Origin of the sequence: Shewanella psychrophila (genome assembly GCF_002005305.1) — a bacterium.
Lineage (GTDB): Bacteria > Pseudomonadota > Gammaproteobacteria > Enterobacterales > Shewanellaceae > Shewanella > Shewanella psychrophila.
The window spans coordinates 1,328,712-1,346,461 of record NZ_CP014782.1; the positions used below are offsets into that span (position 1 = coordinate 1,328,712).

At 43.1% G+C, this 17,750-nt stretch carries 14 protein-coding genes; 8 read left to right on the forward strand and 6 right to left on the reverse strand.

Annotation, left to right across the window (positions count from 1 at the left end; genetic code table 11):
- The first annotated feature begins 40 nt into the window (after nucleotides 1-40).
- A complete protein-coding gene (locus tag sps_RS05950) occupies nucleotides 41-1,588 on the forward strand; it encodes a LysM peptidoglycan-binding domain-containing protein (RefSeq protein WP_077751702.1) in 1,548 nt (515 codons plus the stop codon).
- Nucleotides 1,589-1,665: 77 nt separating this feature from the next.
- Here the strand turns inward: sps_RS05950 and sps_RS05955 are convergent, their stop codons facing one another.
- The 3 genes from sps_RS05955 to sps_RS05965 are packed head-to-tail and all read right to left on the reverse strand — an operon-like array spanning nucleotide 1,666 to nucleotide 4,590.
- Nucleotides 1,666-2,238 carry a BsuPI-related putative proteinase inhibitor gene (locus sps_RS05955; RefSeq protein ID WP_077751703.1) on the reverse strand — a complete coding sequence of 191 codons (573 nt, stop codon included), beginning with the start codon at nucleotides 2,236-2,238 and terminating at the stop codon, nucleotides 1,666-1,668.
- The gene (locus tag sps_RS05960) at nucleotides 2,238-4,064 is read right to left on the reverse strand and encodes an AsmA family protein (protein ID WP_077751704.1); all 1,827 of its coding nucleotides are present in this window, start codon (nucleotides 4,062-4,064) and stop codon (nucleotides 2,238-2,240) included. Before sps_RS05960 ends, sps_RS05955 begins: the two co-directional genes overlap by 1 nt.
- A gap of 31 nt (nucleotides 4,065-4,095) precedes the next feature.
- Nucleotides 4,096-4,590, reverse strand: coding sequence for a putative 4-hydroxy-4-methyl-2-oxoglutarate aldolase (locus sps_RS05965; protein ID WP_077751705.1), 495 nt, complete (start codon nucleotides 4,588-4,590; stop codon nucleotides 4,096-4,098).
- 193 nt (nucleotides 4,591-4,783) lie between these two features.
- Here sps_RS05965 and sps_RS05970 point away from each other — a divergent pair, with 193 nt between their 5' ends.
- On the forward strand, nucleotides 4,784-5,107 hold the full coding sequence (locus sps_RS05970) for a hypothetical protein (RefSeq protein ID WP_077751706.1): 324 nt from the start codon (nucleotides 4,784-4,786) through the stop codon (nucleotides 5,105-5,107).
- Between the two features lie 63 nt (nucleotides 5,108-5,170).
- Here the strand turns inward: sps_RS05970 and sps_RS05975 are convergent, their stop codons facing one another.
- From sps_RS05975 to msrP, 3 genes are all read right to left on the reverse strand, one after another.
- On the reverse strand, nucleotides 5,171-6,817 hold the full coding sequence (locus sps_RS05975) for a methyl-accepting chemotaxis protein (RefSeq protein WP_077751707.1): 1,647 nt from the start codon (nucleotides 6,815-6,817) through the stop codon (nucleotides 5,171-5,173).
- 194 nt (nucleotides 6,818-7,011) lie between these two features.
- Nucleotides 7,012-7,644, reverse strand: coding sequence for a protein-methionine-sulfoxide reductase heme-binding subunit MsrQ (gene msrQ / locus sps_RS05980; RefSeq protein WP_077751708.1), 633 nt, complete (start codon nucleotides 7,642-7,644; stop codon nucleotides 7,012-7,014).
- A gap of 65 nt (nucleotides 7,645-7,709) precedes the next feature.
- Nucleotides 7,710-8,735, reverse strand: coding sequence for a protein-methionine-sulfoxide reductase catalytic subunit MsrP (gene msrP, locus sps_RS05985; RefSeq protein ID WP_077751709.1), 1,026 nt, complete (start codon nucleotides 8,733-8,735; stop codon nucleotides 7,710-7,712).
- Nucleotides 8,736-9,030: 295 nt separating this feature from the next.
- Here msrP and rmuC point away from each other — a divergent pair, with 295 nt between their 5' ends.
- The 6 genes from rmuC (at nucleotide 9,031) to sps_RS06015 (ending at nucleotide 17,582) form a co-directional block, all read left to right on the forward strand.
- Nucleotides 9,031-10,527: a DNA recombination protein RmuC gene (gene rmuC, locus sps_RS05990; RefSeq protein ID WP_077755563.1), complete on the forward strand. Its 1,497-nt coding sequence runs from the start codon at nucleotides 9,031-9,033 to the stop codon at nucleotides 10,525-10,527.
- 50 nt (nucleotides 10,528-10,577) lie between these two features.
- Entirely contained in the window at nucleotides 10,578-12,578 is a 2,001-nt protein-coding gene (locus sps_RS05995) for a transglycosylase SLT domain-containing protein (RefSeq protein WP_077751710.1), read from the forward strand.
- 211 nt (nucleotides 12,579-12,789) lie between these two features.
- Entirely contained in the window at nucleotides 12,790-13,530 is a 741-nt protein-coding gene (locus sps_RS06000; RefSeq protein WP_077751711.1) for an EAL domain-containing protein, read from the forward strand.
- A 120-nt stretch (nucleotides 13,531-13,650) separates the two neighbouring features.
- A complete protein-coding gene (locus sps_RS06005; protein ID WP_077751712.1) occupies nucleotides 13,651-14,562 on the forward strand; it encodes an AAA family ATPase in 912 nt (303 codons plus the stop codon).
- A gap of 9 nt (nucleotides 14,563-14,571) precedes the next feature.
- On the forward strand, nucleotides 14,572-15,573 hold the full coding sequence (locus sps_RS06010) for a DUF58 domain-containing protein (protein ID WP_077751713.1): 1,002 nt from the start codon (nucleotides 14,572-14,574) through the stop codon (nucleotides 15,571-15,573).
- Entirely contained in the window at nucleotides 15,570-17,582 is a 2,013-nt protein-coding gene (locus tag sps_RS06015; protein WP_077751714.1) for a transglutaminase TgpA family protein, read from the forward strand. Before sps_RS06010 ends, sps_RS06015 begins: the two co-directional genes overlap by 4 nt.
- Nucleotides 17,583-17,750: the final 168 nt, after the last annotated feature.

Consider the following 17,750-nt stretch of genomic DNA (forward strand, 5'->3'; position numbering starts at 1 on the left):
TGTTCAAAATAGAGGGACAGAATTAAGGAATTCTTTTTCGATGCGCATACAAAACATGTTCCTAGCGGGGAGTATTGCCCTGCTTTCGGGGTGCCAGTCATTCGACAGCCCCGTCTCTGAAGAACACAATACTCAAGCCTTACCCATTATACCTTTGAGCTTACCTAAAGAAGTCAAAGAACCCAAAATTGAAGTTGCTGAGATAACCGATGTCTGGCAAAGGATCCGCCTGGGTTTATCATTCAATGTGCCAGACCAAAAATTAGTCAAGCAATATCGGGACTGGTACATTAAGCACCCACAACATCTCGAGAAAGTATCGGAACGCGCCACCCCTTTTCTCTATTTGATCGTCGAAGAGATAGAGAAGCGTGATTTGCCTATAGAGCTGGCCCTTCTTCCTATCGTGGAGAGCGCATTCGATCCTTTCGCCTATTCACATGGCGCAGCCTCTGGTTTGTGGCAGTTCACTTCCCCTATGGCGAAACATTTCGGTTTACAGATGAATTGGTGGTACGACGGTCGCAGGGACGTTCCAGCTGCAACCATTGCTGCCTTAGATATGCTCGAATACCTGTATAAGAAGACCGATGGAAACTGGCTTTACGCCATCGCGGCATACAACACAGGTGAAGGACGTGTGATCAACGCCGTCAAAAATAATAAGCGAAAAGGAAAACCAACCGACTTTTGGTCATTAAGTCTGCCGACTGAAACTCGGCGCTACGTGCCTCAACTTCTTGCACTTGCAGACGTGATTCAGCATGCCGATGAATATGGCATCAAACTGACTCACATAGACAATCAACCCTATATTCAAGTGATCGATGCGGGTAGCCAGGTGGACCTTGCACTCGCTGCAGGGCTCGCCGAAATGACAACATCCGAATTACACAAGCTTAACCCAGGATATAATCGTTGGGCGACTCCACCAAATGGTCCTCACAACATTGTTTTACCCGTAGAAAAAGTGGCTAATTTCCAATTAGCCATGGCAGAGACACAAGCAAGTGACAGACTGAATTGGGAACGCTACCAGATTAAATCAGGTGATAGTTTAGGTCTGATAGCTCAGCGTTATCGCACGACACCTTCGGCCCTTCGTGCTGTCAATGACATTAAAGGCAATACCATTATTGCCGGGCGTCATCTGCTCATCCCTGTCGCGGCAAACGATCCTGAACAATATGCCCTTAGCCTAGCCCAAAGAGTAAAGTCAAAACAAAATATTAGCCGCGGTAACATAAAAATCGACTATATCGTTAAGTCTGGTGATTCATTTTGGAAAATTGCAAAAAACCATAAGGTTAAGACGTCACAGCTAGCCCGTTGGAATAATATGGCGCCAAAAGACACCCTTAAAATTGGGCAGAAATTAGCTATCTGGACAGGCAATAAGAATAACGCTTCAGTAACCCGCAAGGTGAATTACACGGTACGTAATGGAGACTCCTTGGCACGCATCGCCTCGAAGTTTAAAGTGAGTCTCAACGACCTGGTACGTTGGAATGCATTGGAAAAGGCTAAATACATCCAGCCGGGTCAAAAACTACAGCTTTATGTTGATGTGACTAACGACAGAGCCTGATATTTATAGAAAGACAAACAAAAAATGCCAAGTCCTACCCATGGACTTGGCATTTTTTGTTAAAACTAAATCGCCAACTAGTTTACATAATTGTCGAGAGACACACTCACCTTCCCCATAGCCGCTTGAGTCGATTCTGTTGCCTGTCCGGCATAGATTGCCACTAAGCTATAGCCTTTCCCCTTAACTTTAGCTAATGCTTCTTTAGGTAAAGTAAATCTCACTGGAGTCACTTTGCCTGGGGGGATCACCACGTCACGAATAGCCTGAGTAAACATCATAGTATCGGACCAAGCCCAGACCTTGTTTCCTTTGGGATCCAATAAGTGAAGATCGGCCGTCATGCCAGAGCGATACTGAATCGGTATACCATAACTTTGATTATTCGTGATAAGAAGTGACACAGTAAAACCTGATGCCAAAGAGATTTGTAATTGCCCTGATAACAAGCCTTTATCCATCTTGCCCTCCGCTTTTCCAGCCAGTTTATAGGACTCTGAAGACGTTAATGAAGAGGCATCAATTCTAGCTGGTTCCACTTGAGCAACTGACTGCTGTTTAATTTGAGTGGGTTCAACCAATTGCGATACTTCTTGAGTGCAGCCGGATAAACCGATAATTCCCAAAGAAAAATAGAAGAATTTATTCATTAAAAACCTCCTAGTTTCTTGAGAAGACTATCTTTAAGCTTATCCTGCACCTTCTCTGCTTCTTGTTTTAATTTAGCATCAAACAGACCGGCAGTATCCAAGGCAAACTCTGGCTTCGACATGGTTCCTGTAATTAAGAATGGGATTTCAATTCCATGAAGTAACTCTTTTTCTCCACCGCCTTGTCCTTCGAGGGAACCAACCACAGCTGTGGTTAATTGGTAATCTAGCGCTTCTGAAATAATATTGGCAGTACCAGCGCCCGAAAGCCTAATTAATGGAGACGACATCACCAAATCCGGGTTAGACACCACACCATTGACGACTGAAAAGGAGCCTGTCAATGAAGTAAAGTCTGTCTTCTTTTCTGCTGAAGTCGTTGATGATGAACCACCACTGAATTTTGCTTGAGCATCTCTGAGCATTTGCGGAACATTCACTCCGTATAAGGCACCATCAGCAATCTCAAACTTGCCCTTAGCGGCAATATTCTTCTTAATATTATCGGGGAGCAAACTTCTGCCCTTGCCTTTAACATTGAAGTTTGCACTTCCCGCCAACAGATCAATATCTGCAGCATCTTTTAAGAGTTCACGGATCTGAACCCCTGATACTGATTTTTCAAAACTGTAACTCGGTACAGCTTGACGGCCATCCAGGCTCGCCTTAACCGCCAGTTTTCCACCATAAAGATCGGCTGCTAGCTTCTTCAAGTTAAGAATCCCCCCCTTTAAAGTCAGATCCATCACCCAATTGCTGGTCAGCATATTTGATGCTTTAATGGATTTCGCTGTCAGCGCTAAGGTGAGATCCAGAGACTTCATGGCACTTAAATCAGGCTCAGTAAGAGCAGCCTCTGGCTGGCTCTTTCCTTTGGCCTTTTCTGCTTTATCGGTTTGTGGCAAAAACTTATCAAGATCTATGTCACCTAAATCCAAATTAGCAATGATTTTAGGCACTTTATGACCATAAGCAATATCCAATTTCCCTTTAGCCTGAATGTCGTCTGCATTTAATTCATCCAAGATAAGATGAACTTGCTTGGCCTCTAATAACACTTCAAGCTGGGTTAACAAGGTAATATCTAACTTCTTATTAGGTATTGCCTCACCAGCAATCGCGTTAGTTATCTTAAAATCTTTAACCTGAACCTGAGTCATGTCTTGAGCGACTCTGATTGAGCCCTTGCCCTGACTCATTAGTGTCATATCAGGCATTTCGGCACTGAAGCTATACTCGAGACTGGCAAACTCACCCAGAGAGAATTTCCCAAGGGTTAAATTATCCAGGCTAAATACTTGTTCGCTCCCCGTTTGTTTATCTGAAACGCGAATTTGTGTATTGGTGATCGAGACGCCACCAATATCCAAACTCGATAACATGCTAGGTGAAGCTGTCGCGTCGTCAACTTGAACTGGTTTTTTTTCTGAGCTCGCACTCTGTAAACCATCGAAACTCGTGCGCCCATCCTTACGGGTTTCTAGATTAACGATCAAACCATCTAAATTGAGTTGAGCAATCTCTACTTTTTTGCTGAACAGAGGGACTAGCTCTACTTCAGCCACTATTTTCTTCACCTCTAACATGGAAGCGGCATCGAATCCCTTAGGGTTAGATAATGAAATATCAGCTAGCTCAATTCCTATGCTTGGGAAAAACGTCCATGAGAGATCTTTTGCAATGATGAGATCACGCCCAGTTTGCTTTTTTACCGCATCGACTATCTCAGGTTTAAAATCATTTGGATCAAATATGAGGGTCAAGTAGGCCGCGAGACTCGCGAACACGAGGAAAAAGACAATAAAAAACCATTTAACAATTTTCATAACAGGTTCCATCCAAATAACTAAGTTGAAATTATAGCAAGCGAGAAAGGTCGAGCTCGGTATTGGCAATGCCGATGCCATTTTCATCAGAATATAACATCATACCGGGTATGATTATAATGTTATCCATTAAAATCATACAATTGACTTCTCCTACACCTTTCTTTTGTGTTTTTATCGGGTTAGTACCTATGGCTTTGATACCTATATCCATCATTTTCAGTGCCCCGGCGTCTCTGACACAGCCATTTATAACAATACCTTCCCAACCATTTTCAACTGCACTCAAGGCGATTAAGTCACCGAGTAAGGCTCTGTTAAGCGAAGCACCACCATCGACGAATAGCACCTTCCCCTTACCTTCTGTTTTAAGGATCTCTTTTACTTTTGAGTTATCTTCAAAACACTTAATGGTAACAATCTCACCCCAAAATATTGTACGCTTAGCGTATTGTTTATATTGAGTCGTTAACAATACCAGTTCATTATTAAAATAATCGAATAAATCGGGTAGCAGGTCCTTCATCCTATTCTCCATAAAATAAAATTTAAGATTACTCGTTCACTATTACTGCAACAAGATTATCCTGAAACATTTACCTACTTTTTTTTATATGATCAAATACCTTTGAGAGCCACAATAAAAAGTCTATAATTGGCTAATTATAGACACGTTTTAATACTGTCCTTCCTCCCTTATGCGAGAATAAGTAAATTTAATGCTTGATAACAATGACTTAAAAGATGCAATTGCGGCTTTAGATGAATACGGCTTCGATAAAAAACACTCGAGTGATTTATCTCAAGCCAGAAATAAACAACAGATGACTAAATATGTTGATTCGCTTGATTATAGTTTACGTCGTTTACTCATATTACAAGAAACAGTAGAAGACTTAGTTGAAAAGAAGAAGCACCAAATTAAGCAACGAGAAAATATTCAAACATATAAAACTAAAGTCATAAACCTCTCAAGACAATTCAACATCCCCTATGATGAAGTAGTACAGGTCATGGTTAATTTAAAAAACCAGACAAATTGATTTGTCTGGTTTTTAATACTCTTACAATCAAGACTAATCTTAGCCTTGATATGAAAGTTGCAATTACACTTTAAAACTAGAGACAAGCCCATCTAACTCAGTCGAGCCCTGTTGGATCTGCTCACTCGTCTCACCAATTTGTACACTCTTCTGTTGATTCTCCACTGAAATATCATTGATTCGAGTCACATTCATATTTAACTCTGCAATAACCGAACTCTGCTCTTCCGTTGCAGCCGCAATTTGAATATTCATATCAGAAATCTGTCTAATTGAAGATTTAATGGTATCTAACGCCGTAACGACTTGTGAGGTTTCTTCTACAGTCTGGCTCGAACGGGTTTTCGCTCGCCCAACCGAATCATTGACACTCTCTATCGAGCCCCTAATCGCATCTATGATGCCATTAATCTCTTGGGTTGACTCCTGAGTGCGACTCGCTAGGGTTCTCACTTCATCCGCAACTACGGCGAACCCCCTACCCGCTTCCCCCGCCCGTGCTGCTTCGATAGCAGCGTTGAGAGCCAATAAATTGGTTTGTTCGGCAATTCCCACTATGACATCTAAAATTTGTCCAATTTTTCCTGAACTCACCTGTAGCCCCTGAGCAACTTCCGAGGTATTTTCCAGCTCTTCGGATAGCTCCTTTATTTTAACAACTGCATTATCAACAACCTTTGTCGTTCTATCAGCTTCTGCATCGGCACTTCCTGCACTATCAGCCGCTAATTGTGCATTAGAGGCGACTTCTGAAGCTGCCATAGACATCTCATTAATTGCAGTGGCTACACTTTCCGTTTCGCTTTGCATATTGCCAGTGATCTCGTTTGCTTCAGTTGAGATGCTGGCCAGACCAACCGCTAGATCACGGCTATGGGTCACAGAGTCCATTACTGATTGTACGAGTGTCTGAATTTTAACCACAAAGACATTAAAGTTACCTGCAACCTCATTGAGCTCATCATTTCCCGCCTCTTTAAGCCTAAGAGTGAGATCTCCTTCCCCCTTTGCAATATTCTCTAGCGCTAGAATAGTCTCGCTCATCGGCCTAGATATACTATGAATGATGATAAATAGAATAGCGATCACCGGAAACCAGACCAGCGCAACTACCAATAGATACATCCAGGCAAAGTCTAATTTCTGCGCATCGATATCATCGACATACATACCTGTGCCAACAATCCAGCCCCAAGGTCTGAACCGCTTCACTACGCTCATCTTAGGACTCGGAGCCGTGGCATTTGGACGGTTCCACATATACTCAACTTTCGCGGAATCCTGTCCCTCTGTCCCTCTCACCATCTCCTCGAACAAACGCACGCCGTTAGGATCTTTCATTCCTAACACATTGGTGCCTACTAATTTTTTAGCAAAAGCATGTTGAACCATTACACCTTTTGTTGTGATGGTGAAAAAATATTCTTTCCCAGCATAGCGTAACGTGTCCAGCGCCATAATAGCACCAGCCTTGGCCTCATCTTCAGTCATCAGCCCCTGTTTAGATCTCTGATAATAGTCGCTAATGACTTTCTCCCCCACATCGGCCAGAGAAGATATCTTGGCCTCTTTCTCGCCAACCAACATATTATCGATACTCATAAGCGCAAACATGAACATGAATATGGTAGCCAGGATGGATAGACCCAACATGATAAACAGGCGACTCGAGATTTTTATCTTTCTAAACAGGCTAATAGTCGTGTCCATTAACAATCCTTAAGCAATGTGTGGAAAGCTGATTTACCTATAATAACTTTTGGAGATATTTCACTGTTTGTCAAAGATCCTGTGGATTTATTATAAGCTCATAATCCGCACCTTCCGTCCTAGCCTTCCCAGCTTTAAATAGGCATATATATGTATCAACAGTGCAGTTTCAATAAAGCTACATCATATCGACTTTACTGACTGCTCAACTTTAGTCTTAAACGAGAAATTGTCTGGGATATCTTCTTGCCTACGGAAAGTCGTAAACTCAATAAACCAACGACGATTAAAATATAGATACTTGGTTCAATGACTTCGGACTTCACCGACCAATAAAAGTGGATCGGCACTAACATAGCCACAAGATAAACCCAATTATGTAATTGCTGCCAACGTCTGCCCATTTTCTTTCTAATGACTTTAAATGAGGTAATCGACAAGGCGATGAGAATGAGATAAGCCACAGCCCCAACTAATATGTAAGGACGCTTAAGGATTTCTTGAAACAGGAGTGACCATTCGAACAAGAGATCTAAACTAATAAAGGCCAAAATATGCAAGCTGGCATAAGCAAACACATAAAGGCCAATCAGGCGGCGAGTCTGTATCAATACCCCTTGCTTTAAGCGACGTGCCAAGGGGGAGATCATCAGAAGGATCACTAAGGTATTGAGAGCACCGATGCCAGTATAATGAATAATGTACTGCACAGGGTCCCCCCCGGCATCACCAGCCATCACAGAGATAACCAAAGAACCGATTGGCCATAGGGCAACTAGGTGTATGATGACTTTCAACCAAAAAAGATGTTTTGAAGTTAACCGCATTTTTCCTCCAAGCCTATCAATCCACCAAACAGGCGTTACTTTCTAGCACAGGTGCTTGATGCTAATTAAAAATTACTTTTCAAATCTAATCCCTGATAGAGATTTGCAACTTGCTCCCCATAACCATTGAACATCTGAGTGTTAATCCGCTTGGCTGAAAACAGACCTCCCTCGCCTATACGTCTCTCGGTTGCCTGAGACCAACGAGGATGGTCGACATTGGGGTTCACATTGGCATAAAAGCCATATTCATGGGATGCAAGCTGATTCCAGCTAGTTGGTGGCTGTTTATCCATGACTCGGATCCTGACGATAGACTTAATACTCTTAAAACCATACTTCCAAGGCACAACTAGACGGATAGGCGCACCGTTTTGAGGCGGTAAGGTTTTGCCATATAAGCCAACGGCCAAGAAGGAGAGATCGTTCATTGCTTCATTAATGGTGAGGCCTTCCACATAGGGATAATGGATCCCACCTCCCATTAAACGACTCTTCTGACCGGGCATCTGCTCTGGATCAAATAAGGTCTCGAAAGCCACATGGGTAGCATGACTCTTCACACCGGCCTTTTTCAATAAACTAGCAAGCGGAAATCCCACCCAGGGCACAACCATAGACCAAGCCTCGACACAACGAAGACGGTAGGTTCGCTCTTCCAAGGCTATTAGCTGATTTAAATCGTCTAAATCTAACGTTAGTGGGCGCTCGACTTCTCCTTCGATAACCAGCGTCCATGGATCGACACTAAACCCTTGAGCATTATTAGAAGGGTCTTGTTTACTGGTGCCAAATTCATAGAAATTATTATGAGTGGTGATTTTATCGAAAGGCGTTGTCGCCCCATTACCAGTGAAATTCAAATTAGAGGTATAGGTTAATGGTGAGGTAATAAATTGAGATTGAGTTTTCTTGTCACCAAACAGATCAAAGATCCCAGCCTGAACAGATCCAGGAATACTCGCCCCTAAAGCACCGAGCCCCATAGCCTTGATGATACGGCGACGGTCATTGAACACCTCTTCAGGTGTCACATCCGAATCTTTAAGCTCCCACGGGGCTTTTTGTCTTATACCTTTGGTAAACTTCATATACAGCCTCTTCTGAGTTCAAAGCATTAAAAATCACACACAAGTATTAGACAGGAAAAAGTAACAAAAAATTTCCTCAAATTTCAGTTAACTTCAACAGTGATTTGCTAAGTGGATAAATTTACACCATAGAATCATCTTCAAAGCGTCCCTTTACATCCCCCACCAAAAACCAACACACTGACAACATACGATTAAGACTTATTCATTTACACGACTAACTGCAAGATGTCACTTGAAGATAGTGACCCTGCATGAGAGTCTATTATCCTCATTTTTTATGGCCACCTTTCCTATGCCGACTACTCTACCTCTGTCATTACCCGAAATTATTGTATTGAGCGCCGTCGCTTTTCTCTCACTTCTTATTGGCGCCTTATTGAATCAACGTCTGACTCGTCAAAAATGGCAAGATGTGAAAGCGCAATTCACCGAGCAATATCAGCATAAAATTGATGAAGTTCAAATTGAAATTGGGCATAAGGATTCTTTATTATCAGATAAAGAAGCGCAGATAGACACGTTATACGCCAAAGTCGAGCACAACCTCAGTGCCTTAGGGCAAGCTCAGGCCGAATCAAGTCGTCTTCCTCATTTAGAAGGTCAACTGCAGGAGTCTCAACGTAAGTTAATGGAAACTCAGCTGGCCCTGTCAAAGTCTAATGCCATGCAACAAACCTTAACCGTTAAATTTAATACTCAACAACAAGCATTAGAAGATAAAGTATCAGTGCTAGAGAGTGCTGAAATCCGGTTAAAAATTCAGTTTGAAAATCTCGCTAACAAGATATTCGAAGAGCGTAGTGAGAAGTTGCAGAATCAAAGTTCCCAGCATTTAGATGCGGTATTGTCGCCTTTTAAACAGCAGCTTGAAGGATTTCGTAAACAGGTTCAGGAATCCTATAGCATTGAACAGTCAGAGCGCAGTGCATTTAAGCATCAGTTAGAATCACTCAAGACCCTCAATCAGCAGATGAGCCAGGATGCTGTCAACCTTACCCGTGCACTCAAGGGGGATAATAAGCAGCAAGGAAACTGGGGAGAGGTGATTTTAGACCGTGTATTACAGGAGAGTGGTTTGCGAGAGGGTCATGAGTATGACACGCAAACCGATCTAAAAAATGATGATGGTAAGCGCTTTAAACCCGATGTCATTGTTCATTTACCTGAAAATAAAGATGTCGTCATCGATGCGAAGATGTCATTGGTTGCCTATGAGCGCTATTTCAACAGTGATGATGAAGCGATCAAAGCACAGGCGCTTAAAGATCATGTTCTCTCCATCCGGGGACATATAAAAGGGCTGAGCCAAAAAGATTATCAAAAACTTCATGGGCTAACCAGCCTAGATTACGTTCTCATGTTTATCCCCTTAGAGCCTGCATTTTTACTCGCACTGGAACATGATCCTAGCCTAGTGAACTATGCCCTAGAGCTCAACATCATGCTTGTCAGCCCCACCAACCTTTTGGTTGCTTTAAGGACCATTAACAACATTTGGCGCTACGAATATCAAAATCAAAATTCACAACGTATCGCCAAACAAGCAGGAAAGATATACGATAAACTGTGCGGTTATATCGAAGATATGGAGAAACTCGGTAGAGCCATAGAAGGCGCAGAAAAAAGCTATGCCAACGCCATGAACAAGCTCACTAATGGTAAAGGAAACTTAGTCAGGCAAGCCCATCAGATGCAGCAGTTAGGCGTGGATACCAGTAAAAAAATCGATCAACGCCTATTGGATAGCGCATTATCAGACTACCCAGGATCTGAGTCAAAATTGAATTAGTCAGTCAATCGATGAGCTCCTGATAAATATGGATATTGAAGGAAGACGCAATGCATAAGCAGTTTAATGGCATTTTAAAATCCTTGTTTTTTTATACTGGCCTGAGCCTGGTATCGATATCGACATTTATGGCGAGCTCGGTGGTTAATCCAGCTTATGCCAGTAATTATACTGCCGAGCAGCAAACCTATTTAGATGCGCGAATAGCACTCAAAAACAAGCAATTCAGCCGTTACAATAAGTTACGTAAACAACTCGATGACTATCCGCTAACTGTCTATCTGGACTTTCATTCCACTATCGACGGTATTCTGACTCATAAGGGGAGCAAAGCCACCTTAGAGATTGACCAATTTAAAGATACCCCTTTATTTAACACGGCCAGATATCGCTATTTAATGAAGGCGGGATCCAAACACCGTTGGGATGACTTCCTAATCGTCAGTCCAAGCAGGCCCAATAACACCATTTTGCAATGTTATTTCTATCGAGCTAAATTTGCTGCTGGTGATAAAGAGACCGCTTTAAAAGGCGCTCAATCTCTCTGGCTTTATGGAAAATCGAGACCTGAAGAGTGTGATCCACTTTTTCTAGTTTGGCAAAAAGCAGGGTTTCGCACCCAAGAAATGCTCTGGTCACGCATGTTGCTCAGCTTTAATACTAGTCAATATGGATTACTCACTTATCTATCAAGAAACATCACAAGCAATAAAACCGAAGCTAAGCTACTCCTGTCTGTATATAAAGACCCCCGCAGCCTGAGACACACAAAAAAATATATGGGGCAGGCTAAAATAAATAGCGAGATCGTTGCCGCCGGATTAAAGAAACTGGCAAGAAAAGATCTCAAGCAAGCTGTAAAACTCTATATGACCTACCAAAAGCTGGACAGATTTAGTGATTATCAAGGCAGAAAACTCAGCCGATACTTCGTCAAACGTGCCATTATCAGACAGGAAGAACAGCTAAAATCGTTCGTCGATACTATGTTGCCACTGCTAGACAGTGATGATCTAGTGGAGTTGCGACTTAGGTGGGCCATCAGACAGGCTGATTCCCCAATGCTGATCAAATATTTACCCCTGTTAAGTCAACAGAAAAAAGCCAAGTCCAGATGGCAATATTGGCAGACCAGGGTTGATGACATAGTTGCGAATGGAAATTTTCCGTCACCAGCCTCAGAGGTACATGACAAGCCTGATAACCTAACCAAATTGGAAAAATTGAGCCTACGCAGAAATTTTTATGGCTTTGCCGCGGCAAGCAAACTGACCAGTGAGTTTCAACTCGAACACGTTGACACCGTCAGTGACAAAGCCATTAGAGAGAAAATCTTCGATGATAAAGCTTTAGCCCGAGTGGTTGAGCTACTGGCCATTGATAAAACCATTGATGCCAGATCAGAATGGGTCCTTATGCTAGGTCGTCATAACCAAGCGATGCAGAAAGAATATGCAACATTCGCATTGGAAAATAATTGGTATGATCTCGGTGTTCAAGCCAGCATACAAGGCAAACTGTGGAACGACATGACGTTACGATTCCCTTACGCAGCCGAACAAGCCTTTGTGGCTGCCAGTAAGAAACAGAAGGTCAATATCGACGAGCTCAGGGCTATAGCCAGACGAGAGAGTGCTTTTTACCCCTACGCAACCTCAGGTGTAGGTGCCAGAGGTTTGATGCAGCTTATGCCTGCAACCGCAAAAGAAACAGCCAAGAGATCTGGCGAAAAATATAAAGGCCGACGTAGCCTGTACGTCAATGAGGTTAACATTCGCCTCGGCAGTACTTACTATGCCTCCCTATTAAAGCAGTTCAATAATAATCGTGTATTAGCCACAGCAGCTTATAATGCTGGCCCCCATAGGGTTAAGCGTTGGTTAAAGAAAACGAATGGCGAGCTCGATGTGGTCGCCTTCATCGAAGCTATCCCCTTCAGCGAAACTCGAGAGTATGTGCAAGCAGTGCTTAGCTATCGCGTCATCTATCAAATAAAACAAGGCAAGAAACCCGAACTGTTTTCGGCCAGCGAGCTGGATTTTAAATACTGATATTTCATTAATCCAAACCAGCTCTTCGTTGCTAACTTCTCCTTAGTGTCGATTAGCTGGTTATATCAACCAACTAATGACCAAAGAAAAATACTCTCCGCCATAAAATGCCGAAAAATAAGTCACTCGTGCTCTATTAGCGTAAAAAGCTTAGACACTCAGTTAAAGATATGAATAATTATCATTAAAATATAATGATAAAATCGACTTCATGATCTCACTGGATAATCTTTACCTGGGCGCAGAATATCAACCCCTGATCAACACCTCAGACTCGTCTGTCTTTGGCTATGAAGCCCTGTCTAGGTTTTCCAATCTTGATGGCTATCACACACCGCCCAATATCGTCTTCGATCATCTTCATAATCAGTCATCTCTGTTGGAGGAAGTTGAAATACAAGCTAAGTTGTTTCAACTTAAACATTCAATAGTATCTCTACCTTTATTTATCAACTTGGATCCCCATGCCATAGGCAAAAAAAGCCAACACATGTTGAACCAGTTATCGCTTCGGCCTAATTTGACCGTAGAGATCATTGAGAATACTTGCATCAATGATGCAAGACTCTCGAGGGTGTTGGTATCCCATTTAAAATCTAAACAAATAAAAGTGGCACTCGACGACATTGGGGCACCACATTCCATGCTGTCTCTTTCACTGTTAGGCCAAGTCGATACCCTCAAGTTTGATATAGACTGGCTTAACCAAATCGGCAATATAGAGCAAACATATCTAATGAAAGCACTGATCCAATTTGCTAAAGACTGTAATAAACAGACGGTTCTCGAGGGCGTCGAAACGACTCAACAATTTAACCTTGCCAAAAAGTTAGGCATAGATCTGGTACAAGGCTTTTTATTTAAGACTCAATTTATCACCGCGCCGGCTGTCATCCCTTTACTCTCCCTCAATCATAATCTGAATCTTTTTGAGACTTTGCATGAAAATTAGTGACATTACAGCTCATACAAGGGTGATGATTTGACCTAGACTTAGAGTTGAAATCAAGAGACTGGATCGAGAGACTAATTTGTCGCATAGTAATAACCTAATATTAGTAAAGGGAATTCAATGTCCAAACAGACAATTTCAGAGATTATCACTCAGCTTGGGCGTGTTCTCTTAGGCAAGCCAGAACAGATCAAATTGGCCCTTGCATGCATTCTCGCCAAAGGACACCTGCTGATCGAAGATCTTCCCGGCATGGGGAAAACCAGTTTGTCCCACGGCATCGCCCAGAGCCTAGGACTCACCTATCAAAGAATACAATTTACCAGCGATATGTTACCCGCCGATATCCTAGGTGTCTCTATTTTCGATAAGGAACAAGCTCAATTTATTTTCCATCCAGGGCCTATTTTTAAACAGATGGTACTGGCAGATGAAATCAACCGTGCCAGCCCAAAGACCCAGAGTGCACTGCTAGAGGCAATGGCTGAAAATCAAATCACAGTCGATGGGATCACTCACCCACTCCCTAGCCCATTTTTTGTGATAGCCACTCAAAACCCCAGTGAGCAATCAGGCACATTTCCGCTGCCAGAATCACAACTAGATCGTTTTATGATGCGTCTGTCCATTGGTTATCCCAACGCCGAAGCCGAACTCGAAATGCTTAAAGGGCACGACCAATCACCCCAAGTTATCGTTCTTCCCCAATGTATTTCCCAAATAGAACTGGTTCAATTACAGCAAGGGGTTGAGAAAATAACGGCTTCCGACGCCCTGCTTAATTATGTGCTCGCCCTCGTCGAAGCCTCCCGCGTACAAAATGAAGGCTATGGTCTGTCACCACGGGCGAGCAAGGCACTCCTTCAAGCTTCTAAGGCCTGGGCATTTATTAATGGACGAAGTTACCTTGTGCCCGAAGATGTACAAGCGGTGTTCTCATCAGTGGCCGAGCACAGGATCCGCAGCAGTAGCCAGCAACAAGGAGCCGCTCTATCTCAAAAAATTCTCAGCAACGTCAACCCGATCCTGTAAGCCAGTATTATGATGAATCGTGCTAATTCCACTGAGTCCATTAACCCCAATAAACCTTCTCTTTGGTGGAACGCTTGGTTAGCACGCAGGCTGCCGCCATCAAAACAGATCACATTAGCCCATAAAAGTATTTTCATTTTGCCCACAGGCTTCGGCCTATTGTGGGCGAGTCTGATCTTACTCTTGTTTATACTCGGCACTAACTACCAAAACAACTTGATCATCGGCCTCAGTTTCTTACTCGCAAGTCTGTTTAATACCTGCATAATCTATAGTTATAAGAATCTGGCTGGGCTCTCACTAAGCTCATTACCCTCTCCTCAAGCCTACGCAGGAGAAACTCTGGTATTTCCCATAAAATTATCATCTAAACAAGCTCAATTTGAAGTATTAGTTTCCTACCCCAATAACCAGGTCAATGTCGTCAAAGTGATTAAAGAAGAAGCCCAACTCTCTCTGCTTCAATTTAATAATCCAAGCCGAGGCAGAATCATTCCTGGACGATTGAAGATAGAGTCAAGATACCCGTTGGGATTATGCAGAGCCTGGTCACATATCGATCTTGATAACCAAGTGATTGTCTTTGCCAATCCCATAGAATCACATTCAACCTTATCTGCTTTAGACACTGACGATATCAGTCTCACCTTAGACAAAGGCCTACACGTTCAAGGCGTCGATGAATTTAAAGGCCTCAGGCAACATATTCCCGGAGAGTCATTAAGACAGGTCGCATGGAAGCAACTGGCACAAGGACGTGGCATGCTGAGTAAGGAGTTTCAGCAGCCTCAAGGACAACCCCTATGGCTCACCTTAGATAATCTGAGCGCGGTGGATATCGAAGAAAGGATCAGTAAGTTAACTTGGTCCATTGATAAACTGAGTGAACGTGGGCAGATTTTTGGACTGGTGATCGGTCATTATAAAATTCCGCCATCGGATGGCGAGAGCCATCGCCTTGCGTGTCAACAAACCATAGCGCTTCTTCCATTTAGAAGGGAGATAGGATGAAGGGATCACGGCAACAGGAGATCATTTCCAGACATAGTCTACTTTGGTTACTCATCACTAATGTCGTGATACTTTTGCCACTCTATGACAAATTAACCCCATGGAGCATGGCCATCTGCGGTATCTGCCTAGTGTGGCGATACGGTATATTTATGGGAAGAGTCGCCAAGCCTCCTCGTTTGCTCGTCACAACACTTGCCCTAGCCTCGGCATTGACTTTAGCACTGGTTACGTCAAAAATCGGCTTACTCAACGGTTTAATCAACTTACTGATATTAGGTTACTCACTCAAATATATAGAAATGAGAGACAGGCGTGATGTCAGAATTGTCGTCATTGTTGGCTATATTTTAATTGCAATCACCTTGCTCGGACAGCAATCTATCTACTTCTCTGTCCTATTAACCTTTATTGCTACCATTAACACTTGTGTCTTGGTGAGTCTTTACCGAGAAGATGTGAAGCTCAATGAAACCGCCAGAATAGGCTTTAGTCTCATCATACAAAGTTTGCCCTTAGCCGCCCTGCTCTTCCTGGTGTTTCCTCGTTTGCCGCCCCTTTGGATGATGCCACAGCTGAAAACGGAACAAACAGGGATCTCAGATGAAGTGAGTTTCGGTGAAATAGGCAGGCTTACCCGCTCAGCGGCTCTGGCATTTCGGGTCAAGTTTGATGGTGCTCCTCCTAGGAATCATCAACTCTATTGGCGGGCCTTGGTCTTAGAAGATTACGATGGTCAAACCTGGAGGCAACACGATAGTATTAAAATGCTAGAGTCTAACCATTTAGCACCGCGAAGCAGATCAGATCCAAAAGGTCCTTCCTTGGAGTACTCCGTTATTGCAGAGAGGAGTAACCAACACTGGCTCTTCGGCTTAGATGTAGCATTCAGCGATACAGCAGACATCGTCCAATTACCGGACTACCGCCTCTACTCTCCCAAGAGCCTGACACAAAAATTTCAATACCGAGTCAAATCGATCCCCTCTATGCCCATGGATATGACACTCACAGAGCACGTCAGGAATATCAATTTACAGCTTCCGGATCAAAATAACCCCAGGACCCATACATTAGCCAAGGAGTTTGAAGCCCGCTATCCAAAGCCGGTAAATAGGCTCAATGCCATGATGAATTACTTCACCAGTCAGCCTTATTTTTATACGCTGACACCACCACCCGTAGGCCCACAGCAAATTGATGATTTCTTATTGGAGAATAAGGCAGGATTTTGTGTCCATTATGCCAGTGCATTAACCTTTATGGCTCGCGCTAGCGGGATCCCTGCAAGAATGGTAACAGGCTATCAAGGTGGTGAATGGAATAAACAAGCACAATACCTCAGCATCTATCAATATATGGCCCATGCCTGGGTAGAAGTCTGGCTAGAAGGCAGAGGCTGGATAAGACTCGACCCTACCTCTATGATCGCACCAGAGCGAATTCTTGAAGGCTTCGATGCCTATTTTCAAGGAGGTGACAGCTATTTTATGGACAGTCCCTTCAGCGCACTGAAACTCAGAAACTACCCCTTTCTCAACGAGCTGAGGCAAACATTCTCCAGCATAGATTTTTATTGGAGTGTCTGGATTTTAGGCTTCGATTCGAGTAAACAAGAACAAGTGCTACACCAGTTGTTGGGGAAGATCACCAGAGAAAAGATAGCCTTTTTTATGCTCTCGAGCCTAGCCCTTATCATATTAGTCATCGCATACAGTGCCGGGTTATTACATTTCAGCAGAGGTAAAGACAAAATCTCTTCGGCTTATTTGAAAGTCTGTAAGTTATTAGATAAGAAAGGCGTGCCCAGGCGCTTTGATCAGGGGCCGATGGATTTTTGCCTCACAGTAGAAAGTCAGCTGCCTGTGATTGCTGGCGATTTCTCTCAATTGACTCAGTATTATATCGCCCTCAAATACCGAACATTGACACCCAGTGGCAGAAAAAGTACCACTAAGCTGTTTATTCGATTATCCCGCCAGTTAACGCTTAAGTTAATCAAGTTATAGCAAGAAACGGTAAATAAACGATCTGCACACCATGTTAATTAAACTTGAACGTAGAAAAATCCTTATGTAGACAGAGAAAAACGGGGCATCCTGCCCCGCATACTTAAACTGCACATGTCCGCAGGACATATACCCACGCTAAACATCGATAAATCCAAGCAAAAATTT

Coding starts and splice junctions, on each gene's coding strand:
- sps_RS05950 (WP_077751702.1), top strand. CDS start 41: ATGCGCATACAAAACATGTTCCTAGCGGGGAGTATTGCCCTGCTTTCG.
- sps_RS05955 (WP_077751703.1), bottom strand. CDS start 2,238: ATGAATAAATTCTTCTATTTTTCTTTGGGAATTATCGGTTTATCCGGC.
- sps_RS05960 (WP_077751704.1), bottom strand. CDS start 4,064: ATGAAAATTGTTAAATGGTTTTTTATTGTCTTTTTCCTCGTGTTCGCG.
- sps_RS05965 (WP_077751705.1), bottom strand. CDS start 4,590: ATGAAGGACCTGCTACCCGATTTATTCGATTATTTTAATAATGAACTG.
- sps_RS05970 (WP_077751706.1), top strand. CDS start 4,784: ATGCTTGATAACAATGACTTAAAAGATGCAATTGCGGCTTTAGATGAA.
- sps_RS05975 (WP_077751707.1), bottom strand. CDS start 6,817: ATGGACACGACTATTAGCCTGTTTAGAAAGATAAAAATCTCGAGTCGC.
- msrQ (WP_077751708.1), bottom strand. CDS start 7,644: ATGCGGTTAACTTCAAAACATCTTTTTTGGTTGAAAGTCATCATACAC.
- msrP (WP_077751709.1), bottom strand. CDS start 8,735: ATGAAGTTTACCAAAGGTATAAGACAAAAAGCCCCGTGGGAGCTTAAA.
- rmuC (WP_077755563.1), top strand. CDS start 9,031: ATGCCGACTACTCTACCTCTGTCATTACCCGAAATTATTGTATTGAGC.
- sps_RS05995 (WP_077751710.1), top strand. CDS start 10,578: ATGCATAAGCAGTTTAATGGCATTTTAAAATCCTTGTTTTTTTATACT.
- sps_RS06000 (WP_077751711.1), top strand. CDS start 12,790: ATGATCTCACTGGATAATCTTTACCTGGGCGCAGAATATCAACCCCTG.
- sps_RS06005 (WP_077751712.1), top strand. CDS start 13,651: ATGTCCAAACAGACAATTTCAGAGATTATCACTCAGCTTGGGCGTGTT.
- sps_RS06010 (WP_077751713.1), top strand. CDS start 14,572: ATGATGAATCGTGCTAATTCCACTGAGTCCATTAACCCCAATAAACCT.
- sps_RS06015 (WP_077751714.1), top strand. CDS start 15,570: ATGAAGGGATCACGGCAACAGGAGATCATTTCCAGACATAGTCTACTT.